The 26795-nt window shown below is 63.3% G+C and carries 30 protein-coding genes and 2 pseudogenes; 14 read left to right on the forward strand and 18 right to left on the reverse strand.

The window, feature by feature from the left end:
• Positions 1-23: 23 nt before the first annotated feature.
• Together AB5975_10315 and AB5975_10320 are read left to right on the forward strand one after the other, a co-directional pair.
• The gene (locus AB5975_10315; GenBank protein ID XDR22164.1) at positions 24-575 is read left to right on the forward strand and encodes a DNA-3-methyladenine glycosylase I; all 552 of its coding nucleotides are present in this window, start codon (positions 24-26) and stop codon (positions 573-575) included.
• 41 nt (positions 576-616) lie between these two features.
• Entirely contained in the window at positions 617-1504 is an 888-nt protein-coding gene (locus AB5975_10320) for a lysophospholipid acyltransferase (protein ID XDR22165.1), read from the forward strand.
• 118 nt (positions 1505-1622) lie between these two features.
• Here AB5975_10320 and AB5975_10325 read toward each other — a convergent pair whose 3' ends face one another.
• The 5 genes and pseudogenes from AB5975_10325 to def all read right to left on the reverse strand — a co-directional run bounded on the left by AB5975_10325 (position 1623) and on the right by def (position 6145).
• Positions 1623-1931 (reverse strand): tetratricopeptide repeat protein, encoded by a 309-nt coding sequence (locus AB5975_10325; protein ID XDR22166.1) that lies wholly within the window; start codon positions 1929-1931, stop codon positions 1623-1625.
• A gap of 11 nt (positions 1932-1942) precedes the next feature.
• Positions 1943-3315, reverse strand: a pseudogene (gene trkA / locus AB5975_10330) (Trk system potassium transporter TrkA).
• 23 nt (positions 3316-3338) lie between these two features.
• Positions 3339-4649 carry a 16S rRNA (cytosine(967)-C(5))-methyltransferase RsmB gene (rsmB, locus tag AB5975_10335; GenBank protein ID XDR22167.1) on the reverse strand — a complete coding sequence of 437 codons (1311 nt, stop codon included), beginning with the start codon at positions 4647-4649 and terminating at the stop codon, positions 3339-3341.
• Complete coding sequence (gene fmt / locus AB5975_10340; protein XDR22168.1) at positions 4646-5578, reverse strand: methionyl-tRNA formyltransferase; 933 nt, start codon at positions 5576-5578, stop codon at positions 4646-4648. The genes rsmB and fmt overlap by 4 nt, the downstream gene beginning before the upstream one ends.
• Before the next feature lie 60 nt (positions 5579-5638).
• Positions 5639-6145, reverse strand: a complete 507-nt coding sequence (gene def, locus AB5975_10345; protein ID XDR22169.1) for a peptide deformylase — start codon at positions 6143-6145, stop codon at positions 5639-5641.
• A 206-nt stretch (positions 6146-6351) separates the two neighbouring features.
• Here def and dprA point away from each other — a divergent pair, with 206 nt between their 5' ends.
• Positions 6352-7449: a DNA-processing protein DprA gene (gene dprA / locus AB5975_10350; protein XDR22170.1), complete on the forward strand. Its 1098-nt coding sequence runs from the start codon at positions 6352-6354 to the stop codon at positions 7447-7449.
• A gap of 42 nt (positions 7450-7491) precedes the next feature.
• Positions 7492-8049: an L-threonylcarbamoyladenylate synthase gene (locus AB5975_10355; protein ID XDR22171.1), complete on the forward strand. Its 558-nt coding sequence runs from the start codon at positions 7492-7494 to the stop codon at positions 8047-8049.
• 129 nt (positions 8050-8178) lie between these two features.
• Here AB5975_10355 and AB5975_10360 read toward each other — a convergent pair whose 3' ends face one another.
• Entirely contained in the window at positions 8179-9156 is a 978-nt protein-coding gene (locus AB5975_10360) for an NADPH:quinone reductase (protein XDR22172.1), read from the reverse strand.
• Between the two features lie 134 nt (positions 9157-9290).
• On the opposite strand from AB5975_10360, the gene hemF reads away from it, so the two are divergent.
• Positions 9291-10202, forward strand: a complete 912-nt coding sequence (gene hemF, locus AB5975_10365) for an oxygen-dependent coproporphyrinogen oxidase (GenBank protein ID XDR22173.1) — start codon at positions 9291-9293, stop codon at positions 10200-10202.
• Positions 10203-10227: 25 nt separating this feature from the next.
• Positions 10228-11051, forward strand: a pseudogene (aroE, locus tag AB5975_10370) (shikimate dehydrogenase).
• 143 nt (positions 11052-11194) lie between these two features.
• On the opposite strand, the gene AB5975_10375 reads toward aroE, so the two are convergent.
• From AB5975_10375 to betC, 3 genes are all read right to left on the reverse strand, one after another.
• The gene (locus tag AB5975_10375) at positions 11195-12760 is read right to left on the reverse strand and encodes a SulP family inorganic anion transporter (protein ID XDR22174.1); all 1566 of its coding nucleotides are present in this window, start codon (positions 12758-12760) and stop codon (positions 11195-11197) included.
• Positions 12761-12887: 127 nt separating this feature from the next.
• Positions 12888-13811: a choline ABC transporter substrate-binding protein gene (gene choX, locus AB5975_10380; GenBank protein ID XDR22175.1), complete on the reverse strand. Its 924-nt coding sequence runs from the start codon at positions 13809-13811 to the stop codon at positions 12888-12890.
• A gap of 14 nt (positions 13812-13825) precedes the next feature.
• Positions 13826-15343 carry a choline-sulfatase gene (gene betC / locus AB5975_10385; protein ID XDR22176.1) on the reverse strand — a complete coding sequence of 506 codons (1518 nt, stop codon included), beginning with the start codon at positions 15341-15343 and terminating at the stop codon, positions 13826-13828.
• A gap of 108 nt (positions 15344-15451) precedes the next feature.
• On the opposite strand from betC, the gene AB5975_10390 reads away from it, so the two are divergent.
• Positions 15452-16351 (forward strand): LysR family transcriptional regulator, encoded by a 900-nt coding sequence (locus AB5975_10390; GenBank protein ID XDR22177.1) that lies wholly within the window; start codon positions 15452-15454, stop codon positions 16349-16351.
• A 74-nt stretch (positions 16352-16425) separates the two neighbouring features.
• Here the strand turns inward: AB5975_10390 and AB5975_10395 are convergent, their stop codons facing one another.
• Positions 16426-16980 carry an NAD(P)H-binding protein gene (locus AB5975_10395; GenBank protein ID XDR22178.1) on the reverse strand — a complete coding sequence of 185 codons (555 nt, stop codon included), beginning with the start codon at positions 16978-16980 and terminating at the stop codon, positions 16426-16428.
• Positions 16981-17032: 52 nt separating this feature from the next.
• On the opposite strand from AB5975_10395, the gene AB5975_10400 reads away from it, so the two are divergent.
• Positions 17033-17365 carry a DOPA 4,5-dioxygenase family protein gene (locus AB5975_10400; GenBank protein ID XDR22179.1) on the forward strand — a complete coding sequence of 111 codons (333 nt, stop codon included), beginning with the start codon at positions 17033-17035 and terminating at the stop codon, positions 17363-17365.
• Positions 17366-17484: 119 nt separating this feature from the next.
• Here AB5975_10400 and trpA read toward each other — a convergent pair whose 3' ends face one another.
• Together trpA and trpB are read right to left on the reverse strand one after the other, a co-directional pair.
• A complete protein-coding gene (trpA, locus tag AB5975_10405) occupies positions 17485-18294 on the reverse strand; it encodes a tryptophan synthase subunit alpha (protein XDR22180.1) in 810 nt (269 codons plus the stop codon).
• Positions 18291-19508: a tryptophan synthase subunit beta gene (trpB, locus tag AB5975_10410; protein ID XDR22181.1), complete on the reverse strand. Its 1218-nt coding sequence runs from the start codon at positions 19506-19508 to the stop codon at positions 18291-18293. Before trpB ends, trpA begins: the two co-directional genes overlap by 4 nt.
• Positions 19509-19618: 110 nt before the next feature.
• Between trpB and AB5975_10415 the strand changes: the two genes are divergently transcribed.
• Positions 19619-20515 carry a LysR family transcriptional regulator gene (locus AB5975_10415; GenBank protein ID XDR22182.1) on the forward strand — a complete coding sequence of 299 codons (897 nt, stop codon included), beginning with the start codon at positions 19619-19621 and terminating at the stop codon, positions 20513-20515.
• Here AB5975_10415 and AB5975_10420 read toward each other — a convergent pair.
• Positions 20512-20835, reverse strand: coding sequence for a YqjD family protein (locus AB5975_10420; GenBank protein ID XDR22183.1), 324 nt, complete (start codon positions 20833-20835; stop codon positions 20512-20514). The genes AB5975_10415 and AB5975_10420 overlap by 4 nt on opposite strands.
• 150 nt (positions 20836-20985) lie before the next feature.
• On the opposite strand from AB5975_10420, the gene AB5975_10425 reads away from it, so the two are divergent.
• Together AB5975_10425 and AB5975_10430 are read left to right on the forward strand one after the other, a co-directional pair.
• Positions 20986-21201 carry a dodecin gene (locus AB5975_10425; protein XDR22184.1) on the forward strand — a complete coding sequence of 72 codons (216 nt, stop codon included), beginning with the start codon at positions 20986-20988 and terminating at the stop codon, positions 21199-21201.
• A 101-nt stretch (positions 21202-21302) separates the two neighbouring features.
• On the forward strand, positions 21303-21524 hold the full coding sequence (locus tag AB5975_10430) for a DUF1161 domain-containing protein (protein XDR22185.1): 222 nt from the start codon (positions 21303-21305) through the stop codon (positions 21522-21524).
• Positions 21525-21561: 37 nt separating this feature from the next.
• Here the strand turns inward: AB5975_10430 and AB5975_10435 are convergent, their stop codons facing one another.
• Positions 21562-22566, reverse strand: coding sequence for an LLM class flavin-dependent oxidoreductase (locus AB5975_10435; GenBank protein XDR22186.1), 1005 nt, complete (start codon positions 22564-22566; stop codon positions 21562-21564).
• A gap of 152 nt (positions 22567-22718) precedes the next feature.
• Between AB5975_10435 and AB5975_10440 the strand changes: the two genes are divergently transcribed.
• Both AB5975_10440 and AB5975_10445 read left to right on the forward strand, forming a co-directional pair.
• Positions 22719-23144: an OsmC family protein gene (locus AB5975_10440; protein XDR22187.1), complete on the forward strand. Its 426-nt coding sequence runs from the start codon at positions 22719-22721 to the stop codon at positions 23142-23144.
• Positions 23145-23218: 74 nt separating this feature from the next.
• Complete coding sequence (locus AB5975_10445; protein XDR22188.1) at positions 23219-23452, forward strand: DUF1161 domain-containing protein; 234 nt, start codon at positions 23219-23221, stop codon at positions 23450-23452.
• 35 nt (positions 23453-23487) lie between these two features.
• Here the strand turns inward: AB5975_10445 and AB5975_10450 are convergent, their stop codons facing one another.
• Complete coding sequence (locus AB5975_10450; protein XDR22189.1) at positions 23488-23901, reverse strand: hypothetical protein; 414 nt, start codon at positions 23899-23901, stop codon at positions 23488-23490.
• A 55-nt stretch (positions 23902-23956) separates the two neighbouring features.
• A complete protein-coding gene (locus tag AB5975_10455) occupies positions 23957-24370 on the reverse strand; it encodes a hypothetical protein (protein ID XDR22190.1) in 414 nt (137 codons plus the stop codon).
• An 85-nt stretch (positions 24371-24455) separates the two neighbouring features.
• On the opposite strand from AB5975_10455, the gene AB5975_10460 reads away from it, so the two are divergent.
• On the forward strand, positions 24456-25529 hold the full coding sequence (locus AB5975_10460) for an aminopeptidase (GenBank protein XDR22191.1): 1074 nt from the start codon (positions 24456-24458) through the stop codon (positions 25527-25529).
• Positions 25530-25562: 33 nt separating this feature from the next.
• On the opposite strand, the gene AB5975_10465 is transcribed toward AB5975_10460, so the two are convergent.
• Positions 25563-26213 carry an HAD family hydrolase gene (locus AB5975_10465; GenBank protein ID XDR22192.1) on the reverse strand — a complete coding sequence of 217 codons (651 nt, stop codon included), beginning with the start codon at positions 26211-26213 and terminating at the stop codon, positions 25563-25565.
• 20 nt (positions 26214-26233) lie between these two features.
• Positions 26234-26782 (reverse strand): gamma carbonic anhydrase family protein, encoded by a 549-nt coding sequence (locus AB5975_10470; GenBank protein XDR22193.1) that lies wholly within the window; start codon positions 26780-26782, stop codon positions 26234-26236.
• Positions 26783-26795: the final 13 nt, after the last annotated feature.

A 26795-nucleotide genomic window follows, 5' to 3' on the forward strand; every position in this document is an offset into this window, starting at 1 on the left:
CGCCCTCTACTCATTGGAGCCTTATGCCACGCTGCTTTTGGTGTACCGACGATCCGTTGTACCAGGCCTACCATGACCAGGAATGGGGAACGCCCCAGCGTGACCCGGCGTTGCTCTTCGAGATGCTTTTGCTCGAAGGGTTCCAGGCCGGGCTTTCGTGGATCACCGTTTTGCGCAAACGCGAGCGTTATCGCCAGGTGATGTACGGCTTCGACCCGGTGAAACTGGCCGCCATGAGCGACGAACGCATCGAAGAACTGATGCAAGATGCCGGCATCATTCGCAATCGCCTCAAGCTCAAGGCTGCGCGGCGCAACGCGCAAGCCTGGCTGGCTGTGGATAACCCTGCGCAATGGCTGTGGTCGTTCGTCGGCGGCGAGCCGAAGATCAACCACTTCAAGGGGCGCGGCGAAGTGCCGGCTGTCACCGACGAAGCCACGGCCATGAGCAAGGCCCTGCAGAAGGCCGGTTTCACCTTCGTCGGCCCGACCATCTGCTACGCCTTCATGCAGGCCACCGGCATGGTCATGGACCACACCACCGATTGCGATCGCTACGCCGCCTTGTTGCGCTGAGGGGTTACAATGCGCGCCTTGCTGAAATAAGGAATTCGCCTGTGGAAAAGTTCAAGGGCGCCCTGATGGTCGGGGTGCTGCGCCTGTTTGCCAAGCTGCCCTGGGGCGCTGTACAGCGCGTCGGCGCGGGTATTGGCTGGCTGATGTGGAAAGTCCCCAACGGTTCGCGCAACGTGGTGCGGATCAACCTGGCCAAGTGTTTCCCCGAGATGGACCCGGTTGCCCGTGAGCAGCTGGTTGGCCAGGCGCTGCGGGATATCGGCAAATCCTTTGTCGAAAGTGCCTGTGCCTGGATCTGGCCGCCGCAGCGTTCGCTGGAGCTGGTCAAGGAAGTGCACGGCCTGGAAGTGCTGGAGCAGGCCCTGGCCTCGGGCAAGGGCGTGGTGGGTATTACCAGCCACCTGGGCAACTGGGAAGTGCTGAACCACTTCTACTGTAACCAGTGCAAACCAATCATCTTCTACCGCCCGCCAAAGCTGAAGGCGGTGGATGACCTGCTGCGTGAGCAGCGCGTGCAGATGGGCAACCGCGTAGCGCCTTCGACCAAGGAAGGCATCCTCAGCGTGATCAAGGAAGTGCGCCGTGGTGGCCAGGTGGGCATTCCTGCCGACCCGGAGCCTGCGGAATCGGCAGGGGTGTTCGTGCCGTTCCTGGGCACCCAGGCGCTGACCAGCAAGTTCGTGCCTAACATGCTGGCGGGTGGCAAGGCGGTGGGGGTGTTTCTGCATGCGCTGCGGCTGCCGGATGGTTCGGGCTTCAAGGTGTTTCTGGAGGCGGCGCCCGAGGAGATGTACAGCACCGACGTCAACGTGTCGGCGGCGGCGATGAGCAAGGTAGTCGAACGCTATGTGCGCGAGTACCCGAGCCAGTACATGTGGAGCATGAAGCGCTTCAAGAAGCGACCGGCTGGCGAGCCGCGCTGGTATTGAGATTTTTGGGGGCGCTTTGCGCCCCTTTTCGCGACACAAGGCCGCTCCTACAAAGGATGGCGGTCACCTGTAGGAGCGGCCTTGTGTCGCGATGGGCTGCAAAGCAGCCCAGACGATCTCAGACCTTGTTGAGCTTCTTGAGGAACACGGTCATCTCTTTCTCGGCCTGCTTGTCCCCATGGGCCTGCGCCGCCACGATTCCGTCTTCCCAGGCCTTGCGTGCTGCCGTCAGGTCACCCTGCAACTGATACGCCTTGCCCAGCAGCTTCCACGCTGCGGAATATTTCGGGTCCTGCTCAACACAGCGCGCCAGGTGCACCGCCGCTTCAACGCCGTTGCCTTCATCCAGCCAAGCCTTGCCCAGCCCAAACCTGAGCAGCGGGTTATCCACACCCTTGGCCAGCATCTTCTCCAGCGATTCGCGCATGCCCTCTTCTCCTAGAAGAAACTCAAGCCGACGTGGAACAGCTTTTCCACATCGCGAATATGCTTTTTATCCACAACGAACAGGATCACATGGTCCCCCGATTCGATCATGGTGTCGTCGTGGGCGATCATCACTTCTTCGTCACGGATGATCGCACCGATCGTGGTACCCGGTGGCAGGGCGATGTCTTCGATGGCCTTGCCGACCACCTTGCTCGACTTCGAATCCCCGTGCGCCACGGCCTCGATGGCCTCGGCCGCGCCGCGGCGCAGCGAATGCACGCTGACGATGTCGCCCGGCGCACGTGCGCCAGCAGGGTGCCGATGGTTGCCAGCTGCGGGCTGATGGCGATGTCGATATCGCCGCCCTGCACCAGGTCGACATAGGCCGGGTTGTTGATGATGGTCATCACCTTGCCCGCACCCAGGCGCTTGGCCAGCAGCGACGACATGATGTTGGCTTCGTCGTCGTTGGTCAGGGCCAGGAAAATATCGGCATCGGCGATGTTCTCTTCGAGCATCAGGTCCTTGTCCGAGGCACTGCCCTGGAGCACCACAGTGCTTTCCAGGGTATCGGACAGGTGCCGGCAACGGGCCGGGCTCATCTCGATGATCTTCACCTGGTAGCGGCTTTCGATGGCTTCGGCCAGACGCTCGCCGATCTGCCCGCCGCCGGCGATGACAATGCGCTTGTTGGTTTCGTCGATGCGCCGCAGTTCGCCCATCACGGCGCGAATGTCCTTTTTGGCGGCGATGAAGAACACTTCGTCGTCAGCCTCGATCACTGTGTCGCCACGCGGAGTGATCGGCCGGTCGCGGCGGAAGATGGCCGCCACGCGGGTGTCGACGTTGGGCATGTGCGCACGTATCTGGCGCAGTTGCTGGCCGACCAGCGGGCCGCCGTAGTAGGCCTTTACCGCCACCAACTGGGCCTTTCCTTCGGCGAAGTCGATTACTTGCAGCGAGCCTGGGTGTTCGATCAGGCGCTTGATGTAGTTGGTCACCACCTGCTCGGGGCTGATCAGCACGTCCACCGGGATGTGGTCGTTGTCGAACAGCTCTTCGCGGGTCAGGTAGGACGATTCACGCACCCGGGCGATCTTGGTCGGGGTGTGGAACAACGAATAGGCCACCTGGCAGGCGACCATGTTGGTTTCGTCGCTGTTGGTGACCGCCACCAGCATGTCGGCGTCGTCGGCACCGGCCTGGCGCAGCACCGTCGGCAGCGAGCCGCGGCCCTGCACGGTACGGATGTCCAGGCGATCGCCGAGGTCGCGCAGGCGGTCGCCGTCTGTATCGACCACGGTAATGTCGTTCGCTTCGCTGGCCAGGTGCTCTGCCAGCGTACCGCCTACCTGCCCTGCGCCAAGGATGATGATCTTCATCCGCTACTCCCTACCCTGTGTGCTTATCCGCGTGAGGCGGCGATCTTGATCAGCTTGGCATAGTAGAAGCCGTCGTGGCCGCCTTCCTGGGCCAGCAACTGGCGGCCGTGGGGCTGGCGCAGGCCGGCCTCGGTGGCCAGGTCCAGCTCACGGGCACCTGGGGTGCGGGCGAGGAAAGCGTCGATTACTTCGGTGTTCTCGGTCGGCAGGCTGGAGCAGGTGGCGTACAACAGCATGCCGCCTACTTCCAGGGTTGGCCACAGGGCGTCGAGCAGCTCGCCTTGCAGCGCTGCCAGGGCCGGGATGTCGTCGGCCTGGCGGGTCAGCTTGATGTCTGGGTGACGGCGGATCACGCCGGTGGCCGAGCATGGCGCGTCGAGCAGGATGCGCTGGAACGGTTTGCCATCCCACCAGCTGGCGGTGTCGCGGGCATCGCAGGCGATCAGCTCGGCGTCGAGCTTGAGGCGGTCGAGGTTTTCGCGCACGCGGATCAGGCGTTTGGCTTCGAGGTCGATGGCCACGACGTGGGCCAGGCCGGCTTCGGCCTCCAGCAAGTGGCAGGTTTTGCCGCCCGGTGCGCAGCAGGCGTCCAGCACGCGCTGGCCGGGGGCCAGTTCGAGCAGGTCGGCGGACAGCTGCGCGGCTTCGTCCTGCACACTCACCCAGCCCTCGGCGAAGCCTGGCAAGCCGCGCACGTCACAGGCCTCGGCCAGCACGATGCCGTCACGGCTGTACTGGCAGGCGCTGGCGCCAATGCCCGCTTCGGCCAGCAGTGCCAGGTAGGCATCGCGGCTGTGGTGACGGCGGTTGACCCGCAGAATCATCGGCGGGTGGGCGTTGTTGGCGGCGCAGATGGCTTCCCATTGCTCGGGCCAGAACGCTTTCAGCGCCTTCTGCAGCCAGCGCGGGTGGGCGGTACGCACCACTGGGTCGCGCTCCATGCTGGCGAGCAGTTCCTCGCCTTCGCGCTGGGCACGGCGCAGCACGGCATTGAGCAGGCCCTTGGCCCATGGCTTCTTCAGCTTGTCGGCACAGCCCACGGTTTCGCCGATGGCGGCGTGGGCCGGAATGCGGGTGTAGAACAGCTGGTACAGGCCAACCAGCAGCAGCGCCTGAACATCGGCGTCGGCGGCCTTGAAGGGCTTTTGCAGCAGTTGGGCGGCCAGCAGGTCGAGGCGTGGTTGCCAGCGCGCGGTGCCGAACGCCAGGTCCTGGGTCAGGCCACGGTCGCGTTCGTCGACCTTGTCCAGTTGGGCCGGCAGCGAGCTGTTCAGCGAGGCCTTGCCGCTAAGCACAGCGGCAAGGGCACGGGCGGCAGCGAGGCGTGGGTTCATTGGCCCAGCACCTTGCCGGCGGCGAACTTCTCGCGGCGGCTGTTGAACAGGTCGCTGAAGCTCAGCGCCTTGCCGCCAGGCAATTGCAGGCGGGTCAGGCTCAGCGCCTGGTCACCGCAAGCAACGACGAGACCGTCCTTGCTGGCGGAAAGGATTTCGCCCGGGGCGCCCTTGCCTGTGGACAAGTTGGCGGCCAGCACCTTCACGCTTTCGCCATCGAGGGTGCTGTGGCACACGGGCCACGGGTTGAAGGCGCGGATCAGGCGCTCCAGCTCGACGGCCGGGCGGCTCCAGTCGATGCGCGCCTCGTCCTTGTTCAGTTTGTGTGCGTAGGTCGCCAGGGCATCATCCTGTACTTCACCTTGCAGCGAGCCGTCGGCCAGGCCGGCGATGGCCTGTACGACGGCAGGCGGGCCCATCTCGGCCAGGCGGTCGTGCAAGGTGCCGCCGGTGTCGTCGGCACTGATCGGGGTGACGACCTTGAGCAGCATCGGGCCGGTGTCCAGGCCAGCTTCCATACGCATCACGGTTACGCCGCTCTCGGCGTCGCCGGCTTCCACGGCGCGCTGGATCGGTGCCGCACCGCGCCAGCGTGGCAGCAGAGAAGCGTGGCTGTTGATGCAGCCCAGGCGCGGGATATCCAGCACCGCCTGCGGCAGGATCAGGCCGTAGGCGACCACCACCATCAGGTCTGGCTTCAATGCGGCCAGTTCGGCCTGGGCATCGGCGTTGCGCAGGGTCTGCGGCTGGAACACCGGGATGTCATGGGCCACGGCCAGTGCCTTGACCGCACTTGGCATGAGCTTCTGGCCACGGCCGGCTGGGCGGTCGGGCTGGGTGTAGACGGCCACGATCTCGTAGGGGCTGTCGAGCAGGGCCTTGAGGTGTTCGGCGGCAAACTCTGGAGTGCCTGCAAAGACGATGCGCATGGAGTTCTCGCTTCAAAAAAGAAAAAGGCTTGCCGGAGCAAGCCTTCTGGAAGGTGGGGATCAGGCTTGCTGGCGGTGCTGCTTTTCCAGTTTCTTCTTGATCCGGTCGCGTTTGAGCTGCGACAGGTAGTCAACGAACAGCTTGCCGTTGAGGTGATCGAATTCGTGCTGCACGCACACCGCCAACAGGCCTTCGCATTCCAGCTCGAACGGCTTGCCGTCGCGGTCCTGGGCCTTGACCCGAACACGCAGCGGGCGGTCGACGTTCTCGTAGAAGCCGGGCACCGACAGGCAACCTTCCTGGTACTGGCCCATGTCGTGGGTGAGTTCTTCGACCGTGGGGTTGATGAAGACGCGCGGCTCGCTGCGGTCTTCGCTGAGGTCCATGACCACGACCTGCAGGTGCACGTTGACCTGGGTGGCGGCCAGGCCGATACCAGGGGCTTCGTACATGGTTTCAAACATGTCGTCGATCAGCTGACGCAGGGCGTCGTCGAACTCCGTCACCGGTTTGGCGATAGTGCGCAGGCGCGGGTCCGGGAATTCGAGAATGTTCAAGATGGCCATAAGGTCAGGCAGTCACTGTGCGTTCGGTTGAAAACTGAGCACACATAATAAAGGGAAACGGGCATTTCGGCACCTGGCAAGCTCGTCTAGGGTGTCTATGGGCTTGATAGCCCCCAATCAATGGACAGCTTTTCAAAGTGTTACTCACAGAGTTATCCACAGGTTGTGCCACGTAAATGGCCCTGTTTCGATCAAGGACGATCCTCATGCCCCGTTACCATTCGTCGCTCTGCCCGCCTGCCGAACTTGAGGCGCGATTACGTCTGCATCGCCTGCCCGAGACAGGACTGCGACGTTTTCGCACCTTGCTCGATGCCTTCGGCAGTGCCTCTTGCGCGCTCAGTGCGCCCGGTGCGGCCTGGCGAGCGTTGGGCATCCCGCAAGCCACCATCGATGCCCGGCGCAGTGCCGAGGTACGAGATGGGGCGCTGGCCGCAATGGCCTGGTTAGAGCGCCCGGGCCAGCATTTGCTGATGTGGGACGACCCTGGCTACCCTGCCTTGCTGGCAGAAACCGACGATGCCCCGCCGCTGCTTTTCGTTGCGGGTGAACCGGCCTTGCTCGACCGCCCTCAGCTGGCCATCGTGGGCAGCAGACGTGCTACACCCCCGGCGCTCGACACTGCCCGGGCATTTTCCCGCTATCTCGCACAAGCCGGTTTCACCATTACCAGCGGGCTGGCGGTAGGTGTCGACGGTGCCGCTCATCGGGCCGCGTTGCAGGCCGGTGGGTGCACGATTGCCGTGCTCGGTACGGGGCTGCAAAAACTTTATCCACAGCGCCATCATGAGCTTGCGCAGGCGATGATCGACAATGGCAGTGCGCTGGTTTCCGAGTATCCGCTGGATGCCGGGCCACTGCCCGGCAATTTCCCACGGCGCAATCGCATCATCAGCGGCTTGTCGCTGGGGGTGTTGGTGGTCGAGGCCAGCCTGGCCAGCGGCTCGCTCATCACGGCGCGCCTGGCGGCCGAGCAAGGCCGCGAGGTGTATGCCATTCCGGGGTCCATTCACCACCCTGGTGCCAAGGGTTGTCACCAGCTGATCCGTGATGGGGCGCTGCTGGTGGAAAGTGTGGAGCAGATCCTGGAAAGCCTGAAGGGTTGGCAGAACTTGCCGCCTGCGGTTGCGGACAGGTTCGACCACCCCTTGCTTGCCCTGCTGCATGCAGCGCCGCAAACCAGCGAAAGCCTTGCGCACTGCTGCGAGCTGCCGTTGGCCGAAGTATTGGCGCAGCTGACCGAGCTGGAGTTGGAAGGCCGGGTCAGCAATGAAGCCGGGCGTTGGTTTGCCCGCGCGGGCTAAGTACACTGCTCACATGCTAGGTATATAGGCGGAGAAACAGTAATGGTGAGCAGTTTTCGTGTGCAACAAGCCGCACGTGAGATCCGGGCGGGCGCAGTAATCGCCTACCCGACGGAAGCGGTCTGGGGCCTTGGCTGCGATCCATGGAATGAGGACGCGGTGTATCGCCTGCTGGCGCTCAAGTCGCGGCCTGTGGATAAAGGACTGATCCTGATTGCCGACAACATCCGCCAGTTCGACTTCCTGTTCGAGGACTTCCCCGAAGACTGGATCGACCGCATGGGCAGCACTTGGCCGGGGCCCAATACCTGGCTGGTGCCGCACCAGGACCTGTTGCCAGAATGGGTGACCGGGCAGCATGACACCGTGGCGCTGCGGGTAAGCGATCACCCGGTGGTGCGTGAGCTGTGCGCGTTGGTGGGGCCGCTGATTTCTACCTCGTGCAACCCCGGCGGGCGCCCGGCAGCCAAGACCCGGTTGCGGGTGGAGCAGTACTTCCATGGCCAGCTGGACATGGTGCTGGGCGGTGCGCTGGGCGGGCGGAAGAACCCGAGTGTGATTCGCAACCTGGCAACCGGCGAAGTCGTGCGACCAGGTTGAGACAGATCTGCAAGCCTGGCGGATGACCCTGTAGGAGTGTTTTCACCCGCGAACACCGGCAATGCCGGTGCCACGCACCGCGGCTTCTTCTTCGCGGGTAAACCCGCTCCTACAGGTGACGTGTCTGTCTCAGGGGATCAGTACAGTCGACCCCACAGTCCTGCGCGCCGACAGCTCTGCCTGTGCCTTGGCCGCCTCGCTCAGCGGATACCGCTGCTGGATATCCACAACCAGCTTGCCACTGCCAATCATTGCAAACAGGTCATCGGCCATGGCCTGGGTGTTCTCGGCATTGTTGGCATAGGTGGCCAAGGTCGGCCGGGTCACATACAGCGAGCCCTTCTGCGCCAGAATCCCCAGGTTCACCCCGCTCACCGCGCCCGAGGCATTGCCGAAGCTCACCATCAGCCCACGTGGTTGCAGGCAGTCCAGCGAGGTCAGCCAGGTATCGGCGCCCACGCCGTCATACACCACCGGGCATTTCTTGCCGTCGGTCAGCTCCAGTACTCGCTTGGCCACATCTTCATGGCTGTAGTCGATGGTTTCCCATGCCCCCAGCGCCTTGGCCCGTTCGGCCTTCTCGGCAGAACTCACGGTACCGATCAGCTTGGCGCCCAGGGCCTTGGCCCACTGGCACGCCAACGAACCCACGCCACCCGCTGCCGCGTGGAACAGGATCACGTCGCCCGGTTTGACTTCATAGGTCTGCTTCAGCAGGTATTGCACGGTCAAACCCTTGAGCATCACCGCTGCCGCCTGCTCGAAGCTGATGTTGTCGGGCAGCTTGACCAGGTTGGCCTCCGGCAGCGTATGCACCTCGCTGTACGCACCCAGCGGCCCGCCGGCATGGGCCACGCGGTCACCCACTTTCAGCCGGGTCACGCCCTCGCCTACGGCCTCGACCACACCGGCCGCTTCTGTGCCCAGGCCAGAAGGCAGGGACGGCGGCGCATACAGCCCGCTGCGAAAATACGTGTCGATGAAGTTCAGGCCGATGGCATGGTTGCGCACACGCACCTGCTGCGGCCCGGGCGGGGCGGGTTCGAATTCCACAAACTGCAGCACTTCCGGGCCGCCATGCTGGCTGAACTGGATACGCTTGGCCATCTCGCACTCCTGTCGTCGGGATCGGGAAAGGCCTTCTATCGGACGCCTTTGCTTGATCGCCGTCAACTGCGGCGCGCGGGCTGGCGGTGGTATGCTACGCGGCGAATTCTTCCCTGCCCGTTTCTGGTGACCCGATGACTAGCCGCACCGAGGCCGTGAAAGCCTACCTGCTCGACCTGCAAGACCGCATCTGCTCTGCCCTCGAAACAGAAGACGGCGGCGCCCGCTTCGTCGAGGATGCCTGGGTGCGCGAAGCCGGTGGCGGGGGCCGCACGCGGGTGATCGGCGACGGCAAGGTGATCGAGAAAGGCGGGGTCAACTTCTCCCATGTGTTTGGTGCCGGCCTGCCGCCCTCGGCCAGTGCCCACCGCCCTGAACTGGCTGGCCGTGGCTTCGAGGCCCTGGGTGTGTCGCTGGTGATTCACCCGCACAACCCGCATGTGCCCACTTCTCATGCCAACGTGCGGTTCTTCATCGCCGAGAAGGAAGGTGAAGAAGCCGTGTGGTGGTTTGGCGGCGGCTTCGACCTGACGCCGTACTACGGCAATGAAGAAGATTGCATCCACTGGCACCGTGTGGCCGAGCAGGCCTGCGCGCCCTTCGGCGCCGACGTGTACCCACGCTACAAAGCCTGGTGCGACCGCTACTTCCACCTCAAGCACCGTGGCGAGCCACGCGGTATCGGCGGCCTGTTCTTCGATGACCTGAACGAGTGGGACTTCGACACCTGCTTCGCCTTCATCCGCGCCATTGGCGATGCCTACGTCAACGCCTACCTGCCGATCGTCCAGCGCCGCAAGGACACGCCTTACACCCCGCAGCAGCGCGAGTTCCAGGAATACCGTCGCGGCCGTTACGTGGAGTTCAACCTGGTGTACGACCGTGGCACCCTGTTCGGCCTGCAGTCCGGTGGCCGCACCGAGTCCATCCTCATGTCGCTGCCGCCTCAGGTGCGTTGGGGCTACGACTGGAAGGCTGCGCCCGGCAGCGAAGAAGCGCGCCTGACCGAGTACTTCCTGCAGGACCGCGACTGGCTCGGCCAGTAAGCCTGTGGATAAACAAGGAGCCGTCATGGACCAGTACGTCGTTTTTGGTAACCCCATCGGCCACAGCAAGTCGCCGCTGATCCACCGCCTGTTTGCCGAGCAGACCGGCCAGGACCTGGAATACGCCACCCTGCTGGCGCCGCTGGACGAGTTCAGTGATTGCGCGCGCGGCTTCTTCAAGCAAGGCAGCGGCGGTAACGTCACCGTGCCGTTCAAGGAAGAAGCCTACCGCTTGTGCGACAGCCTGACCCCGCGTGCCCAGCGCGCTGGCGCAGTGAACACGCTGAGCAAGCTGGCTGATGGCACCCTGCAGGGCGACAACACCGATGGCGCTGGCCTGGTGCGCGACTTGACGGTGAATGCCGGGGTCGAGCTTGCCGGTAAGCGCATTCTCATCCTGGGGGCCGGTGGCGCCGTGCGTGGCGTGCTGGAGCCCATATTGGCGCACAAGCCGCAATCGTTGGTAATTGCAAACCGGACGGTGGAAAAGGCCGAGCAGCTGGCGCGTGAGTTCGATGAGCTGGGCCCGGTGGTGGCGAGCGGGTTCGCCTGGTTGCAGGAGCCGGTGGATGTGATCATCAACGCCACCTCGGCGAGCCTGGCCGGGAAATGCCGCCGATTGCCGACAGCCTGGTCGAGGCGGGGCGTACGGTTTGCTACGACATGATGTATGGCAAGGAGCCTACGCCGTTTTGCCAATGGGCCGCTGACTTGGGCGCTGAAAAGGTGCTGGATGGGTTAGGGATGCTGGCTGAGCAGGCGGCTGAAGCCTTCTTTATCTGGCGTGGGGTTCGGCCTGATACCGCGCCGGTGTTGGCGGAGCTGCGACGGCAGCTCGCTCGGGGCTGAGATTGTCGGGGCCGCTTTGCGGCCCATCGCGACACAAGGCCGCTCCTACAGGGGATCGCGGTCTGGCGGCAAATCGAGATCCCTGTAGGAGCGGCCTTGTGTCGCGATGGGCTGCAAGGCAGCCCCAGGATCTCGACCCAACCTCACTCTTCAAACCGGATCGGGCACAACGCCACCCCTTCGAGCTTCTGCAATTCCTCGATCACCTGCGGCCTGGCCCGGTGCAGGGTCAAACTCCCGCCCAACCGCCGCAAGCGCCGCGCCTCGCGGTGCAACATATCCACACCCGAGTAATCGATGAAATTCACCTGCCGCGCATCGATCACCACATGCGGCCCTTGGCAGCGCTGCAAGCGCACCTGCAGGTAATGCGCGGCACCAAAGAAAATCGACCCGCCCACCCGCAACACATCCGCGTCCCCTTCACGGCTTTGCTGCACCCGTGGCCGTGAAGTGCGCTTCAAATAGAAGAACAGCGACGCCAGCACCCCGGCATAGATCGCTGTCTGCAGCTCCAGCAACAACGTCGCCGCCGCCGTCAGCGCCATCACCAGAAACTCCGAGCGGCTGACCCTGAACAGCGCGCGAATCCCTCGATGGTCCACCAACCCCCAACAGATCAGCAGAATGCTGCCGGCCATGGCCGGTATCGGCAGGTGCGCGATCAGGCCGGCGCCGGTAACGGCAAACAGCGCCACCCACAGCGCCGAGAACACCCCGGCCATGGGCGAGCGGGCACCCGCCTCGTAGCTCAGGCCGGAGCGGGTGAAGGAACCGGCGGACAGGTAGCCGGAGAAGAATGCACCGGCGATGTTCGACAGGCCCTGTGCGCGTATTTCCTGATCAGGGTCGATCAGTTGTTCCGAACGTGCCGACAACGAGCGGGCAATCGACAGGCTGGTGACCAGCCCCAGCATGCCCACCGCTACGGCGCTGGGCAGCAGACGCAGCATCAGTTCCACATCCAGCAAAGGCAGCGGGCTGAAGGGTGGGAGTTGCCCGGTGAACGCCGTCACCCTTGGCACATGGCCAAAGTAGCCAGGCAGCAACCAGGCCAGCAGGCTCACCAGCATCAGGCTAATCAACAGGCTCGGCCAGCGCGGGCGCCAGAGCTTGAAGGCCACGCCGATCATGACGGTGGCCAAACCCAGAACCAGGGAAGGCAGGTCGACCTCGCCGGCATGGCTGGCCAGGTCCTGCATGGTCTTCAGGGCCGTGGCCTGGCTGGGCAGGTCCATGCCCAGCAGGTTGGGCAGTTGGCCCAGGGCAATGACGATAGCGGCGCCCAGGGTGAAACCGAGTACCACGGAATGGGAAACGAAATTGACCAGCGCGCCAAAGCGCAAAAGCCCGAGCAGCAGCTGGAAGATGCCGCCGAGGAAGGTCAGCAGTAGCACCAGGGTGATGTAATCGGCGCTGCCGGCCACGGCCAACGGGCTGATACTGGCGTAGAGCACGATGGAAATGGCGGCGGTCGGGCCGCAGATCAGGTGCCAGGACGAGCCCCACATGCAGGCGACCAGCACCGGCACGATGGCAGCGTACAAGCCGTATTCGGCGGGCAGGCCGGCGATCAGGGCATAGGCGATGGATTGTGGCAGGGCGAGGATGGCACCGCTCAGGCCAACCAGCAGGTCCTGGCGCAGGCTGTGGCCCGATTGGCGGGGTAGCCAGGAGAGGAAGGGCAGCAGGTGGATGATGCGATGCATGAGATATTCACATTTCCAAAGGTCCACTGTCCCTCTGTGGGAGCGGGTTTACCCGCGAATGCGTCGGTACATTCACTGCAGCATTCGCGGGTGAACCCGCTCCCACAGGGGCGCGTCGTATCTAAGACTACAGTTTGGCTTTGACGGCCTCCAGGGCATTGCCATCGGCCTTGGTAGTCACTCCAGCCAACCACCCGTCCAGTACCTCGGGATACGTCTTCACCCAAGCCTTGGCCGCGTCATCGAAGCTGATCTTCTTATCCACAACCTCGGCCATGATGGAGTTTTCCATGTCCAGTGTGAACTTAAGGTTACCCAACAGCTTCGCTGCATTCGGGCAGGCTTGTGGATAACCCTTTCGGGTCAGCGTGTACACCTCGCCCTTGCTGCCGAACCACTTTTCCCCGCCGGTCAGGTAGTGCATTTTCAACTTCACGTTCATCGGGTGCGGGGTCCAGCCAAGGAAGGTGATGAACTGCTGCTTCTTCACCGCCCGGTCGACCTGGGCCAGCATCGCCTGCTCGCTGGACTCCACCAGCTTCCACTGGCCAAGGTTGAACTCATTCTTGTCGATGATTTCCTTCAACGACAGGTTGGCCGGGGCGCCGGAGCCGATGCCGTACAATTTCTTGTCGAACTGGTCGGCGTGCTTCTGCAGGTCGGCAAAGTCCTTCACCCCGGCATTCCACACATAGTCGGGCACTGCCAGAGTGAATTCGGTTCCCTCCAGGTTACGCGACAGCTGCTGCACATCGCCGTTGGCGATGAACTTGTCATGGAAGCCTTGCTGCGCCGGCATCCAGTTGCCGAGGAAGGCATCGACGCGGCCGTCCTTCAGGCCGCCATAGATGATTGGCACGGCCAGGCTGTCGATTTTCACCTGGTAGCCCAGGCTTTCCAGTAACAGGCGGGCGACGGCGTTGGTCGAGGCAATATCGCTCCAGCCGGGGTCGGCCATTTTCACGGTACTGCATTGCGCGTCGCTGTCGGCGGCGTGGGCCGTGGCGGTGCTTATGGCCAGGGCGAACACGGCGGCGGAGAACTTGTGCATGGCGGCCTCTCTTCTCAATCCAGGGGGGCGGGCTGTGGATAACGTGCCTTGCGCTCGAGGTCGTCGAGATCGATGTGGTTGCGCATGTACTGTTGGCTGGCGTCCACCAGCGGTTGGTGGTCCCAGCTTTTCAGCGTGCCGATGGCCAGCGCCTCGGCCACCAGGCGGCGGCGCCGCTGGCTGGCCAGTACCTGCTGGCGCAGGCTGGGGATATCCCAGCGTTGTTGTGCTTCATCGACAAATGCCTGCAGCAGCGCCTGATGCTCCGGGCTGCCGGTGAGGTTCTCCCGCTCGTGCGGGTCGCGGCTCAGGTCATAGAGTAGGCTGGGGTCATCCTCGCTGTACACGAACTTGTACGGCCCGCGGCGGATCATCATCAGCGGGCCGACGGTGCCTTCGGCCATGTATTCGCCGATCACTTCATCGTGACCGCCCTGCCCTTGCAGATGGCCGACAAGCGAGCGGCCGTCCAGGTGCAGGCTTTTATCCACAGCCCCGCCGGCCAGTTCGACCAGGGTTGGCAGCAGGTCGCAGGTCGATACCGAGGCGCTGACCCGGCCTGCTGCAAAGCGCTTGGGCGCATGGACAAGCAGCGGAACCCGCGCCGACATCTCGAACCAGTGCATCTTGTACCAGAGGCCTCGCTCGCCAAGCATGTCGCCGTGGTCGCCGGAGAACACGATCAGGGTGTCGTCGGCGAGGTTGCACTCCTCCAGGGTTTGCAGCAGCTGGCCGATGTTGTCGTCGATGTAGCTGCAAGCGCCGAAGTAGGCGCGGCGGGCGTCGCGGATCTTTTCCACAGGCAGCGGCTTGTTCCACAGGTCATAGACCTTCAGCAGGCGCTGCGAATGCGGGTCGAGTTCTGCCTGGCCGAACTCGGCACGGGGCATGGGGATATCCACACCCTCGTAGCGGTCCCAGTAACGCTTGGGGATGGTGTAGGGGTCGTGCGGGTGGGTCATGGACACGGTCAGGCAGAACGGTCGGCCATCGTTATCACGCACGTGGTCGTACAGGTACTGGCGTGCCTTGAACACCACTTCTTCGTCGAAATCCAGCTGGTTGGTGCGCACGCACGGACCGGCCTGCAGCACCGAGGACATGTTGTGGTACCAGCTCGGGCGAACATCCGGCTCATCCCAGTTCACTGCCCAGCCATAGTCGGCTGGGTAAATATCGCTGGTCAGGCGCTCTTCGTAGCCATGCAGTTGGTCCGGGCCGCAGAAGTGCATCTTGCCTGACAGTGCGGTGCGGTAACCCAGGCGGCGCAGGTAGTGGGCATAGGTCGGCACATCGGCAGGGAAATCGGCGGCATTGTCGTAGGCTCCGATGCGGCTAGGCAGTTGGCCGCTGACCAGGGTAAAGCGGGACGGTGCGCACAGCGGGCTGTTGCAGTAGGCCGACTCGAACACCACCGCCTGCTCGGCCAGGCGGCTCAGGTGCGGCATCTGGATGGGCGAAGGGGCGTAGATCGGCAGCAAGGGTGCGGCCATCTGGTCGGCCATGATGAACAGGATATTCGGGCGCGTCATGGTGGCTTCCATCGTTTGGAGTTATGCGATCTGCTTGCCTACCAAGATGAGACTGTGGATAACATGGGTAAAGCCCATGGTGGGCAATGACTGGGATTAGCTGAGCTTATGTTTGACCACCTCGCCGAGTTGTCGCTGGATACCTTGCGCGTATTCGAAGCCGCAGCACGCCTGCGGGGCTTTACCGCTGCGGCGCTGGCGCTGGGTACCACGCAGCCGGCCGTGAGCCAGCAGGTTAAGCGCCTGGAAGCACAGCTGGGCACGCGCCTGTTCGATCGCATTTACCGGGGCATCGAGTTGACCGAGGCTGGCCAGGTGTTGTTCCAGCAGGTGCACCAGGGCCTGCAGGCAATGGATGACGGCATTGCCCAAGCCAGCGGTCGCGGCCAGCGCGAGGTGCTGCAGGTGGCCACCGACTTTGCTTTTGCGGCGTTCTGGCTGATGCCAAGGCTGCAGCGCTTTCATGAGGCTTATCCACAGGTGGATGTGAGCCTGGTCACCGGTGAACGCAGCCAGGGGATGCTGCGCCCGGACATCGATGTGGCGGTGCTTTTCGGTGATGGGCGCTTTCACCAGGGCGAAAGCCGCTGGCTGTTCGATGAGGAAGTTTTCCCGGTGTGCAGCCCCCGGCTGACGGATGGCAAACCCTTGTCAGCCGTGGCTTTGCAACGATTGCCCTTGCTGCATTTGAAGGGCGAGCAAGCCAGCCGCTGGTTTGACTGGGCGGGGGTGTTTCGCGGGTTTGGTGTGGCCAGCCCGCCGCCGGCGGGGCAGTTGCGTTTCGACAACTACACGTTGCTGATTCAGGCGGCGATTGCTGGCCAGGGCGTGGCGATTGGGTGGGGGCACTTGGTGGATAAGTTGGTGGAGCAAGGGTTGCTTTGCCGGCCTTTGGAGGGGAGTTTGCGCTCGGAGCGTGGGTATTATGCGGTTCTGCCACCGCGCAAGCGGCGTGGGGCGCTGATCGAGCGGTTTGTCGGTTGGCTGGAGCATGAGCGCAGCCTTTGAGATTTTGGGCCGCTTTGCGGCCCATCCGACCGGTACGGCGCCCCGGCGAGGCCGCTCCCACAGGCTGCTCAGATCTAGACCACGAAGTTCAGATGCTCGCCCCGGTGCAGGTCCAGTTCCAGCATATCCGCCATCCCCGCCGCCACACGTGCCCACCCCTCATCGGGCAACGCCTGCGGCGTATTGATCAGGGTCCAGCGCAACGCACTGCGCTGCAACCCATCAACCACATGGTCCACGCATTCCCGCTCTGCCTCGCTGTACTTGCCCGGCTCATCCAGCACAGCGAAATCGCCCACCAGCAACAGCCGGCGTATAGTCGTACGCTCAAGCCCCGCCACCAGTGCCTCGCTCAGGCGTGCTTGCCCCGGCAAGTCACCTGGCGCCAGCGCCGATAGCAGGGCGATTACTGCCGAGCCGCCTGCCGCGCCCTGTTCAGCCTGGTCGGCATCGTGCAGCCCGCCTATCTTGAAGTGCAGGCCCGGGCGCGCTGTGTGGCGGTTGAGGTCATCAACCACGGCGGTGACTTCGTGCTGGCGCGACAGCAGCTCGGCCATCAGGGCATTGCCCAGGCTGCTTTCAGGCCCGAACAAGACCAGTTTGTACACTGGGGTTTCGGCGTTTTTCACTGCATCACTCCCTTTGCAGGTGGTGATGGTTGGACCGCAATCAGGAGTTATCGTGCAGAGGATCAAGGGTTACCACGCCCACGTTTATTACGACGCAGCGACCATGGAGCAGGCCCGGGAACTGTGCGAGGAGGCGGCGCGGCTGTTCCCCGTGACGATGGGGCGCATGCACCAGAAGCCGGTGGGGCCGCACCCGGACTGGAGTTGCCAGCTGGCGTTCGAGCCGGAGTTCGTGGGCGTGGTGCTGCCATGGCTGGCGCTGTATCGGAAGGGTTTGGTGGTGTTCATGCACCCGCTGACCGGGGATGAGCTGGCGGACCACCGGGATCATGCGATCTGGATGGGGGCTTTGCGGCCCTTGGACCTGTCGATTTTTGGTGGGTAGATTGGTATGCCTGTGCTGGCGTCTTCGCGGGTAAACCCGCTCCCACAGGTACTGCACAGACCTTGAGAGCGGCGCGTTCCTTGTGGGAGCGGGTTTACCCGCGAAGCAGGCGACGCGGTTTAGCGACGGGCGCCGCGCACCCCTTCAGCCAGTGCCGAGCACAGGCTGAGTACATCATTTACTGCCTGGTCGGCACTCTTGGCCTGGGCAATCTTGTCGACCAGCGCCGAGCCCACCACTACACCATCCGCCAGGCGGGCGATGTTCGCAGCCTGCTCCGGGGTACGAATGCCGAAACCAACGCTGATCGGCAGGTCGGTATGCCGGCGCAGGCGGGCAATGGCTTCGGTCACGTGCTCGGTGGTCGCCGAGCCGGCACCGGTCACCCCGGCCACCGACACGTAGTAGACAAACCCGGAGCTGCGCTCCAGCACCCGCGGCAGGCGCGCATCGTCGGTGGTCGGTGTGGTCAGGCGGATGAAGTCGATGCCTGCGGCCTGGGCCGGGGTGGCCAGTTCGGCGTCGTGCTCTGGCGGCAGGTCGACGATGATCAGGCCATCGACGCCCGCTGCTTTGGCTTCAGCCACGAACGGTTCCACGCCAAAGCGGTGGATCGGGTTGTAGTAGCCCATCAGCACGATTGGCGTGGTCTGGTTATCCACACGGAATTCGCGAACCATCTGCAGGGTCTTGGCCAAGGTCTGGCCAGCTTCCAGGGCGCGCAGGGTGGCCAGCTGGATGGCCACGCCATCGGCCATCGGGTCGGTGAACGGCATGCCCAGTTCGATCACGTCGGCGCCAGCGGCCGGCAGCCCCTTGAGGATCTGCAGCGAGGCGTCGTAGCCCGGGTCGCCTGCGGTGACGAAGGTGACCAGTGCCGAACGGCCTTCGGCCTTCAGTTCGGCGAAGCGTTGTTCAAGACGGCTCATGCCTGTTTCTCCTGGGCGGCCATGTGGTTCATGACGGTTTGCATGTCTTTGTCGCCGCGGCCTGACAGGCACACGACCATCAGGTGGTCCTTGGGCAGCTTCGGTGCGCGCTTGATCGCTTCGGCCAGGGCGTGGGAGCTTTCCAGGGCCGGGATGATGCCTTCCAGGCGGCAGGTGGCGTGGAACGCATCCAGCGCTTCGTCATCGGTGATGCTGACGTATTCGACGCGCTTCACTTCGTGCAGGTAGGCGTGTTCCGGGCCGATGCCTGGGTAGTCGAGGCCTGCGGAAATCGAGTGGGCGTCGGTGATCTGGCCGTCTGCATCTTGCAGCAGGTAGGTACGGTTGCCGTGCAGTACGCCCGGCACGCCGCCGTTCAGGCTGGCGGCGTGCTTGTCGGTGTGCACGCCGTGGCCACCGGCTTCGACGCCGATGATCTGCACGCTCGGCTCTTCGAGAAACTCATGGAACAGGCCCATGGCATTGGAGCCACCGCCAACGCAGGCAACCAGGCTGTCTGGCAGGCGGCCTTCCTTCTCTTGCAACTGGGCGCGGGTTTCTTTGCCTATGATCGACTGGAAGTCGCGAACCATCGCCGGGTACGGGTGTGGACCCGCCACGGTGCCGATCAGGTAGAAGGTGTCTTCGACGTTGGTCACCCAGTCGCGCAGAGCTTCGTTCATGGCGTCTTTGAGGGTGCCGGTGCCGGCAGTGACCGGGACGATCTCGGCGCCCAGCAGTTTCATGCGGAACACGTTGGCCTGCTGGCGCTCGATGTCGGTGGCGCCCATGTAGATCACGCAAGGCAGGCCGAAGCGGGCGGCGACGGTGGCGGTAGCCACACCGTGCATGCCGGCGCCGGTTTCGGCGATCAGGCGCTTCTTGCCCATGCGTTTGGCCAGCAGCACCTGGCCGATGCAGTTGTTCACCTTGTGCGCGCCGGTGTGGTTGAGCTCTTCACGCTTGAAGAAGATTTTCGCGCCGCCGCAGTGCTCGGTCAGGCGTTCGGCGAAGTACAGCGGGTTGGGGCGGCCGATGTAGTCGCGCTGGAAATAGGCCAGCTCTTCAAGGAACCTGGGGTCTGCCTTGGCCGCTTCGTATTCGCGGGCCAGGTCCAGCACCAGTGGCATCAGGGTTTCGGCCACGTAGCGGCCGCCGAACGAGCCGAACAGGCCATTGGCGTCGGGGCCGGGGCGGTATTGGGACTGGGTCATGGGGCGCTCCAGGGCGTAATGAATGAGTGATGGGCTTTACTCTAACCACGGCAGGCCCCGCTGAAAACCGATAAGATTGCGCAAACTTGTCAGAAAAACTCACAGGTAACATGGCCCACGACCTCCCTCCCCTGAACGCCCTGCGCGCCTTCGAGGCAACCGCCAGGCTCAACAGCGTTAGCCAGGCGGCTGAAGCGCTGCATGTCACCCATGGCGCAGTCAGCCGGCAGATCAAGGTGCTGGAGGAGCACCTTGGCGTAGCCCTGTTCGTCAAGGACGGGCGTGGCATCAAACTCACAGATGCCGGCGTGCGCCTGCGTGATGCCAGTGGCGAGGCTTTCGACCGGCTGCGCAGCGTGTGTGCCGAACTCAGCCGTGATGTCAGCGAGGCACCGTTCGTGCTGGGCTGCTCGGGCAGCCTGCTGGCGCGCTGGTTTATTCCCAGGCTGGGGCGACTCAAGGCGGAATTACCTGAATTGCGTCTGCACTTGTCGGCAGGTGAAGGCGACCTCGACCCGCGTCGTCCAGGGCTCGATGCATTGCTGGTGTACGCAGAGCCTCCGTGGCCTGCGGACATGCAGGTGCATGTGCTGGCCGAAGAGCGTATCGGCCCGGTGCTCAGCCCCCACTTTGCCGGCTTCGAACGCTTGCGCGGCGCGCCTGCCAGCGCCTTGCTGGAGGAGGCCCTTTTGCATACCACCTCACGGCCACAAGCATGGCCAACCTGGGTTCGGCAGCAGGGGTTGGACCCGGCCGGGTTGCACTATGGCCAGGCGTTCGAGCATTTGTATTACTTGCTGGAGGCTGCAGTCGCCGGCCTTGGCGTGGCCATTGCGCCGCAGCCGCTGGTGGCGGATGACTTGAGGGCTGGACGGCTCAGCGCGCCGTGGGGGTTTTCCCCAACGCGGGCAGCGCTGGCGTTGTGGGTGCCACGGCGCGCCGCGGATGGGCGCGCCGAGCAACTGGCGCAGTGGCTGCGCCGTGAGTTGCAACGCCAGGCGGGTTAGTTGCGACGCGACAACAGATAGGCCGCCAGCAGACCGAGGGCACCAATGGCTACGCCTGCCGTTGTAATCGGGTGTTCCTGGGCGTAATCACGGGTGGCGATGCCGGTCTGGCGGGTGCGGGTCTTCACTTCCTCATAAGCATCGCTGAGCAGGCTGCGCGAGTGTTTCAGCGCGCTTTCGGCGTTGCTGCGGATTGCCTTCACCGACTTCTGGGATTCTTCCGACGCATCGTGCTTGAGGTTCTCCAGGCTTTTCAGAAGGCTCTCGATCTCCGCTTCCATGCTTTCCAGGGACGTTTTACGCAGCGAGTTGCGGTGCATGTTGACTCTCCTTTGCAGAATGGACTGTAAGAAATGCGACCCTAGGCCTGCGTGAAAGTGCGATCGAACTTTCGCTGACGGTGATGGCTCGCAGGTAAACCAGGCCTGCGCTGCTAGGCTCAATCTCACAGTCACCCATGGAGAGCGCTCATGACCGATCATCACACCTACAAGAAGATCGAACTGGTAGGGTCTTCGCCCACCAGTATCGAAGATGCGATCAACAATGCCCTGGCCGAAGCCGGCAAAAGCATCAAGCACCTGGAATGGTTCGAAGTGGTCGATACCCGTGGCCATATCCGCGATAACAAGGCGGCGCACTTCCAGGTCACGCTGAAGGTGGGCTTTCGTATCGCCAACAGCTGAAACAGCGCCGGGCTGGATGATCTCGGCGTGATGGAGTATTTAAGAGAGGGGCGCCTTGGCGGGCGCCCTTTCTGATTTCATCTGCACAAGGAAAGCGAGTGATGAACAAACTGATTCTGGCGCTGGGCCTGATGACCCTGGCCGGTGGTGCGCTGGCAGCGGGCAAGCCGTGCGAGGAGCTGAAGGCGGAAATTGCGGCCAAGCTGGATGCCAAGGGTGTCACTGGCTACAAGCTGGAGATCGTCAAGAAAGGCGACCCGGCGGGCAAGGTGATTGGTAGCTGCGAGGCCGGTACCAAGGAGATTGTGTACCGGCGCGGCTGATGTGTTGGCTTCTTCGCGGGCAAGCCCGCGAAGGGGCTCATTCGGCTTTGAGGGCCTGTGCCATCAGTTCATAAGACCGAATCCGGTCCTCATGCTCATACAGGTCACAGGTAAAGATCAGTTCGTCCGCCCCGGTCTGCTCCAGCAGCACCTCCACCTTGGCCCGCACCTTCTGCGGGCTGCCGATCATCGCCAGGCCCAGGAAACTGCCCACCGCGTCGCGTTCATGGGGCAACCACAGCCCATCCATGCTTTCCACCGGCGGTTTCTGCATCAGGCTTTGCCCACGAATCAGCGCGAGAATGCGCTGATACACCGAGGTAGCGAGGAATTCGGCCTTCTCGTCGGTTTCCGCCACCACCATGGGAATGCCCAACATCACATAGGGCTTGTCCAGCGTGGTCGATGGCTTGAAATGATTGCGGTACACGCGAATGGCCTCGTGCATGTAGCGCGGCGCGAAATGCGAGGCGAAGGCGTAGGGCATGCCGCGTATGCCGGCCAGCTGGGCGCTGAACAGGCTGGAGCCCAGCAACCACATGGGCACGTCGGTATCGTGCCCCGGTACGGCGATCACTTTTTGATCATCGGTGCGTGGCCCGAGGTAGCGCGACAGCTCCTCGACATCGTCCGGGAAGTCGTCCGGGCCGCCTGCGCGGTCACGTCGCAGGGCATAGGCCGTCATCTGGTCCGAACCCGGCGCACGGCCTAGGCCCAGGTCGATACGCCCTGGATACAGGCTGGCCAGGGTGCCGAACTGCTCAGCGATCACCAGCGGCGCATGGTTGGGCAGCATGACCCCGCCAGAGCCCACGCGAATGGTCGAAGTCCCCCCGGCCAGGTAACCGATCAGCACCGACGTGGCTGAGCTGGCGATGCCGTCCATGTTGTGGTGCTCGGCTACCCAGAAGCGGTTGTAGCCAAAGCGCTCGACGTGCTGCGCCAAGTCCAGAGAGTTGCGCAGCGACTGCGCCGGGCCTGCGCCTGCGCGCACGGGCACCAGGTCGAGGGTGGAAATCTTCAGGTCACGCAGCTGCGTCATGGTGCCTCCGCAAAAGTGGTTGGCCAGCGGCCTCTTTGACTCTGTATGGGCGCATTCGTTGGATTCAATGCCTGCACTCATATTGCGCTGAACTTGCGGCTGGCGGCAGGCCTCTGAACGGTAGGTAAGTAACCCAGTGACCAGGAGGCATCATGAAAAAGACAGCATCGGCAATCTGGCAAGGTGGCCTGAAGGATGGCAAAGGCCTGCTTTCTACCGAAAGTGGCGCACTCAAGCAGAACCCTTACGGCTTCAACACCCGTTTTGAAGGCACGCCCGGGACCAACCCGGAGGAGCTGATCGGGGCGGCGCATGCCGGCTGTTTCTCGATGGCGCTGTCGATGATGCTGGGTGAAGCGGGGCTGACCGCGGACCGGATCGATACTGCGGCCGAGGTGACGCTCGACAAGCAAGCGGATGGTTTTGCCATTACGGCTGTGCACCTGGTGCTCAGGGCCAAGGTGCCTGGGGCCAGCGAGGCGCAGTTCCTGGAGATCGCCAACAAGGCCAAGGAAGGGTGCCCGGTGTCCAAGGTGTTGAACGCCAAGATCAGCCTGGATGCAGCGTTGGTGGGCTGAAGCGGCGCAACGGTGGCGCTTTGCTGTAGTCTAAACAGCGTCGGCAGCACCACTGCCTTTTCAGGAGCCGTTCCATGATTCGCGTAGCAATCGCCGTGTTGGCTTCCCTGGTCGCCACGTCTGCGTTGGCGGCGGTGAAGCCGTGCGAGGAGCTTAAAGCCGAGATCGAGGCCAAGATCCAGGCCCAGGGGGTGACTTCCTACACCTTGGAGATCGTGCCCAACAGCGAGGCCAAGGACCAGAACATGGTCGTTGGTAGCTGTGATGGCGGGACCAAGAAGATCATTTACCAGAAGAATGATCGGTAGGTTCACGATTTTGGGGCTGCAAAGCAGCCCCAGCATCATGGAATGCAGAACACGTTGCTAGGCTCGTTCACCACCACCTTGCGGCTGGCGTCATACAGCAGCACTTGCGGCTCCATCACCGGCGCACGCGCCTCCAGGCGATAGCGCTCGCCAGCCTTGAAGTCATCAAAGCGCACGGTCAGGTAGCAGGTACGGTCCCTGGGTTCGGACATGATGCCGCCCGAGTAGATTTCATAATCGAAGCGCACCACCAACTCGTGCTTGCCCGGCGTTACCTGGAAATAGCGGCCATCATCCAGGCGCTTGCCGTCGAGGCGGTCGGCCATGATCACTCGGCCGGGGGTCATGGTGTAGAGGTCGACCCAGGCCTGCTTGGGGTCGACGGGCGGCAAGGGGCTGGCGCAAGCCCCCAGTGCACTGAGGGCGATCAGCATCATGGGCTGGCGCATGGCAAAACTCCCACTTGCGATTTACACGTTACAAGCATAGCGCCGATTGTACGCTTCAGGTGCGTTGGCAGCCTGCGGGCAAGCCTTGGCCGACCATTTTTTGCTGGTCGTCGTAAAGCTTGATCCAGGGGCGGAAGCCGATACTGCCCGCGTGCAGCTGATAGCGCTGGCCGGCGCCGAAGTCCTTGAAGGTCAGCTTGACCTGGCAATCGCGCCACAGCGGTTCGCTGACCGGGCCGATATTGCTGGGGGTAACCGGGAACTGGTAGCGCACGGTCAGCTCGTGGCTGCCGGGTTGTACTTCGAAATAGCGGCTGTCGGCCCAGTCACGCTCATCTACCTGCAGGGCGTCCAGCGAGGTGTTGTCGTAGGGCGTGAGGTCGATCCAGGCCTGGTTCGGGTCTGGGTCTGGCAATGTCGAACAGGCGGAAATCATTAACAGTGAGCCGGCGACCAACAATGCACGCATGGCGAAACTCCCCCTTGGCGAGATAGTCTTGGAGCGAATCAGCCTTGAGCGAGTCAGACAGTCCCGGATGCTTCGACTTTTTCTTATGCAGCGCTCAGGCCCTGGGGCACTCGACCGCGTTTTCACCCGTTTGGTTCCGCTGCTGGCGGCGCTTCTGCTGAACGGTTGCACCAGCGCGGCCTACTACGGGCAGTTGGCAGAGGGGCAGTGGCAACTGCTGCGTGCGCGCCAGCCAGTGGAGCAGGTGGTGGCTGACCCTACTACCCCCGCGCCATTGCGCGCGCACTTGCAACAGGCCGAACGGGCGCGGGTGTTTGCCAGCCAGCAATTGAAACTGCCGGATAACCGCAGCTATCGGGTTTACGCCGACCTTGGCCGCCCTTACGTGGTGTGGAATGTTTTCGCCACGCCCGAGTTGTCGTTGCAACCGGTGACGCACTGTTTTCCGATTGCAGGGTGTGTGGCGTACCGCGGCTACTACCAGCAAGGCGCGGCGCGCGGCGCGGCGGCGCTGATGCGCCAGGACGGCCTGGATGTGTACGTGGGGGGTGTGGAAGCTTATTCGACCCTGGGCTGGTTCGATGACCCGATCCTGTCCTCGATGGTGGGCTGGGGCGATGAGCGCTTGGCGACGTTGATTTTCCATGAGCTGGCCCACCAGCGCTTTTATGTGCAGGACGACACCGAATTCAACGAGTCGTTTGCCTCGTTCGTCGAGCAGGAAGGCACGCGGCAATGGCGTGCGGCGCGTGGGTTGGCTGCCGGTGGCGAGGCGCAGGGGCAGCAGCGTGACCAGTTCATTCGGCTGGTGCTGGCCAGTCGTGGGCGGTTGCAGGCGATTTATGCCGGGCCTTTGGACGATGCGCACAAGCGGCTGGCCAAACGGGCGGAGTTCGATCGGCTGAGGCAGGAGTATCGGCGGTTGCGAGATGGCCAATGGGGCGGGGACAAGCGCTATGACGCCTGGGTGTATGGGCCGATGAACAATGCCAAGTTGTTACCGTTCGGGCTTTATGACCAGTGGGTGCCGGCGTTTACGGCGGTGTTTCGTGAGGTTGGCGGAGATTGGGCCAGGTTTTACCAGCGGGTCGAGCAACTGGGGCGGTTGCCGATTGATGAACGGAAGGCCGCATTGCAGGGGTTGATGGTTAGCCAGTGAGATTTTGGGGCCGCTTTGCGGCCCCAGTGGCCCTTAACCCTTGCTGAAAGCCTGATGCAGCTCGGCTACCGTAGCGAAATGGAAAGCGGGCTCCTCCGCCATCAACTCTTCCTGGCTACCAAACCCATACCCCACCGCCACTGCCTGCAAGCCATTGCTGCGCGCGCCAATCAGGTCATGCTTGCGGTCACCGATCATCAGCGTCTGCGCCGGGTCCAGCCCTTCTTCATCGAGCAGGTGGCGAATCAGCTCGACCTTGTTGGTGCGCGTGCCGTCCAGCTCGCTGCCGTAGATCACCTTGAAGTGGTGGTCGAAGGCGAAGTGCCGGGCGATTTCCCGGGCAAATTCCCAAGGTTTGGAGGTGGCGATGTACAGCGTACGGCCCTGCCCGTTCAGGGTTTCAAGCAACGCCGGCACGCCTTCGAACACCAGGTTTTCGTACAACCCGGTTACGCGAAAGCGCTCCCGGTAGAAATTCACCGCATCCCAGGCCTTGGCTTCGTCGAAGCTGTAGAACTGCATGAAAGCCTGAAGCAGGGGCGGGCCGATGAAGTGCTCGAGGCGGGCCAGGTCCGGTTCGTCGATACCCAGCTTGGCCAGGGCGTACTGGATCGAGCGGGTGATGCCCAGGCGCGGGTCGGTCAGGGTGCCGTCGAGGTCGAAGAGGATATTTTGCTGATGCATGTTCGTCTCGGTAGTCGGGTTCATTCCGGTTGGTCGTAGCCTTCGGCCAGGTGCTGGTCCTTGAGCTTCACGTAGTTGCCGGCGCTGTAGGAGAAGAATGCGCGCTCCTTGTCGTTCAGCAGCCGGGCCTGTTTCACCGGGCTGCCCATGTACAGATAGCCGCTGACCAGGCGCTTGCCTGGCGGGACCAGGCTGCCGGCGCCGATGATCACTTCGTCCTCGACGATGGCGCCGTCCATGATGGTGCTGCCCATGCCGACCAGGATGCGGTTGCCCAGGGTACAGCCATGCAACATCACCTTGTGGCCGATGGTCACTTCGTCGCCGATGATCAGCGGGAAGCCGTCCGGGTTGAACGGGCCGGCGTGGGTGATATGCAGCACACTGCCATCCTGCACGCTGGTGCGCGCGCCGATGCGGATGCGGTGCATGTCGCCGCGTACCACGGTCAACGGCCAGACCGAGCTGTCTTCACCGATCTCCACGTCGCCCAGCACCACCGCCGAACGGTCGACGAAGGCCCTGGGCCCCACTTTCGGAGTGTGTTGCTGGAAGTTGCGAATGGCCATGATAGCGTCTCTC

This window comes from Pseudomonas putida, from assembly GCA_041071465.1.
GTDB classification, from domain to species: domain Bacteria; phylum Pseudomonadota; class Gammaproteobacteria; order Pseudomonadales; family Pseudomonadaceae; genus Aquipseudomonas; species Aquipseudomonas putida_P.

Excerpts from the sequence above, each read along its gene's own strand:
- AB5975_10315 (XDR22164.1), top strand. The coding sequence starts at position 24 with ATGCCACGCTGCTTTTGGTGTACCGACGATCCGTTGTACCAGGCCTAC.
- AB5975_10325 (XDR22166.1), bottom strand. The coding sequence starts at position 1,931 with ATGCGCGAATCGCTGGAGAAGATGCTGGCCAAGGGTGTGGATAACCCG.
- rsmB (XDR22167.1), bottom strand. The coding sequence starts at position 4,649 with ATGAACCCACGCCTCGCTGCCGCCCGTGCCCTTGCCGCTGTGCTTAGC.
- fmt (XDR22168.1), bottom strand. The coding sequence starts at position 5,578 with ATGCGCATCGTCTTTGCAGGCACTCCAGAGTTTGCCGCCGAACACCTC.
- def (XDR22169.1), bottom strand. The coding sequence starts at position 6,145 with ATGGCCATCTTGAACATTCTCGAATTCCCGGACCCGCGCCTGCGCACT.
- dprA (XDR22170.1), top strand. The coding sequence starts at position 6,352 with ATGCCCCGTTACCATTCGTCGCTCTGCCCGCCTGCCGAACTTGAGGCG.
- AB5975_10355 (XDR22171.1), top strand. The coding sequence starts at position 7,492 with ATGGTGAGCAGTTTTCGTGTGCAACAAGCCGCACGTGAGATCCGGGCG.
- AB5975_10360 (XDR22172.1), bottom strand. The coding sequence starts at position 9,156 with ATGGCCAAGCGTATCCAGTTCAGCCAGCATGGCGGCCCGGAAGTGCTG.
- hemF (XDR22173.1), top strand. The coding sequence starts at position 9,291 with ATGACTAGCCGCACCGAGGCCGTGAAAGCCTACCTGCTCGACCTGCAA.
- AB5975_10375 (XDR22174.1), bottom strand. The coding sequence starts at position 12,760 with ATGCATCGCATCATCCACCTGCTGCCCTTCCTCTCCTGGCTACCCCGC.
- choX (XDR22175.1), bottom strand. The coding sequence starts at position 13,811 with ATGCACAAGTTCTCCGCCGCCGTGTTCGCCCTGGCCATAAGCACCGCC.
- betC (XDR22176.1), bottom strand. The coding sequence starts at position 15,343 with ATGACGCGCCCGAATATCCTGTTCATCATGGCCGACCAGATGGCCGCA.
- AB5975_10390 (XDR22177.1), top strand. The coding sequence starts at position 15,452 with ATGTTTGACCACCTCGCCGAGTTGTCGCTGGATACCTTGCGCGTATTC.
- trpA (XDR22180.1), bottom strand. The coding sequence starts at position 18,294 with ATGAGCCGTCTTGAACAACGCTTCGCCGAACTGAAGGCCGAAGGCCGT.
- trpB (XDR22181.1), bottom strand. The coding sequence starts at position 19,508 with ATGACCCAGTCCCAATACCGCCCCGGCCCCGACGCCAATGGCCTGTTC.
- AB5975_10415 (XDR22182.1), top strand. The coding sequence starts at position 19,619 with ATGGCCCACGACCTCCCTCCCCTGAACGCCCTGCGCGCCTTCGAGGCA.
- AB5975_10420 (XDR22183.1), bottom strand. The coding sequence starts at position 20,835 with ATGCACCGCAACTCGCTGCGTAAAACGTCCCTGGAAAGCATGGAAGCG.
- AB5975_10425 (XDR22184.1), top strand. The coding sequence starts at position 20,986 with ATGACCGATCATCACACCTACAAGAAGATCGAACTGGTAGGGTCTTCG.
- AB5975_10430 (XDR22185.1), top strand. The coding sequence starts at position 21,303 with ATGAACAAACTGATTCTGGCGCTGGGCCTGATGACCCTGGCCGGTGGT.
- AB5975_10435 (XDR22186.1), bottom strand. The coding sequence starts at position 22,566 with ATGACGCAGCTGCGTGACCTGAAGATTTCCACCCTCGACCTGGTGCCC.
- AB5975_10440 (XDR22187.1), top strand. The coding sequence starts at position 22,719 with ATGAAAAAGACAGCATCGGCAATCTGGCAAGGTGGCCTGAAGGATGGC.
- AB5975_10445 (XDR22188.1), top strand. The coding sequence starts at position 23,219 with ATGATTCGCGTAGCAATCGCCGTGTTGGCTTCCCTGGTCGCCACGTCT.
- AB5975_10450 (XDR22189.1), bottom strand. The coding sequence starts at position 23,901 with ATGCGCCAGCCCATGATGCTGATCGCCCTCAGTGCACTGGGGGCTTGC.
- AB5975_10455 (XDR22190.1), bottom strand. The coding sequence starts at position 24,370 with ATGCGTGCATTGTTGGTCGCCGGCTCACTGTTAATGATTTCCGCCTGT.
- AB5975_10460 (XDR22191.1), top strand. The coding sequence starts at position 24,456 with ATGCAGCGCTCAGGCCCTGGGGCACTCGACCGCGTTTTCACCCGTTTG.
- AB5975_10465 (XDR22192.1), bottom strand. The coding sequence starts at position 26,213 with ATGCATCAGCAAAATATCCTCTTCGACCTCGACGGCACCCTGACCGAC.
- AB5975_10470 (XDR22193.1), bottom strand. The coding sequence starts at position 26,782 with ATGGCCATTCGCAACTTCCAGCAACACACTCCGAAAGTGGGGCCCAGG.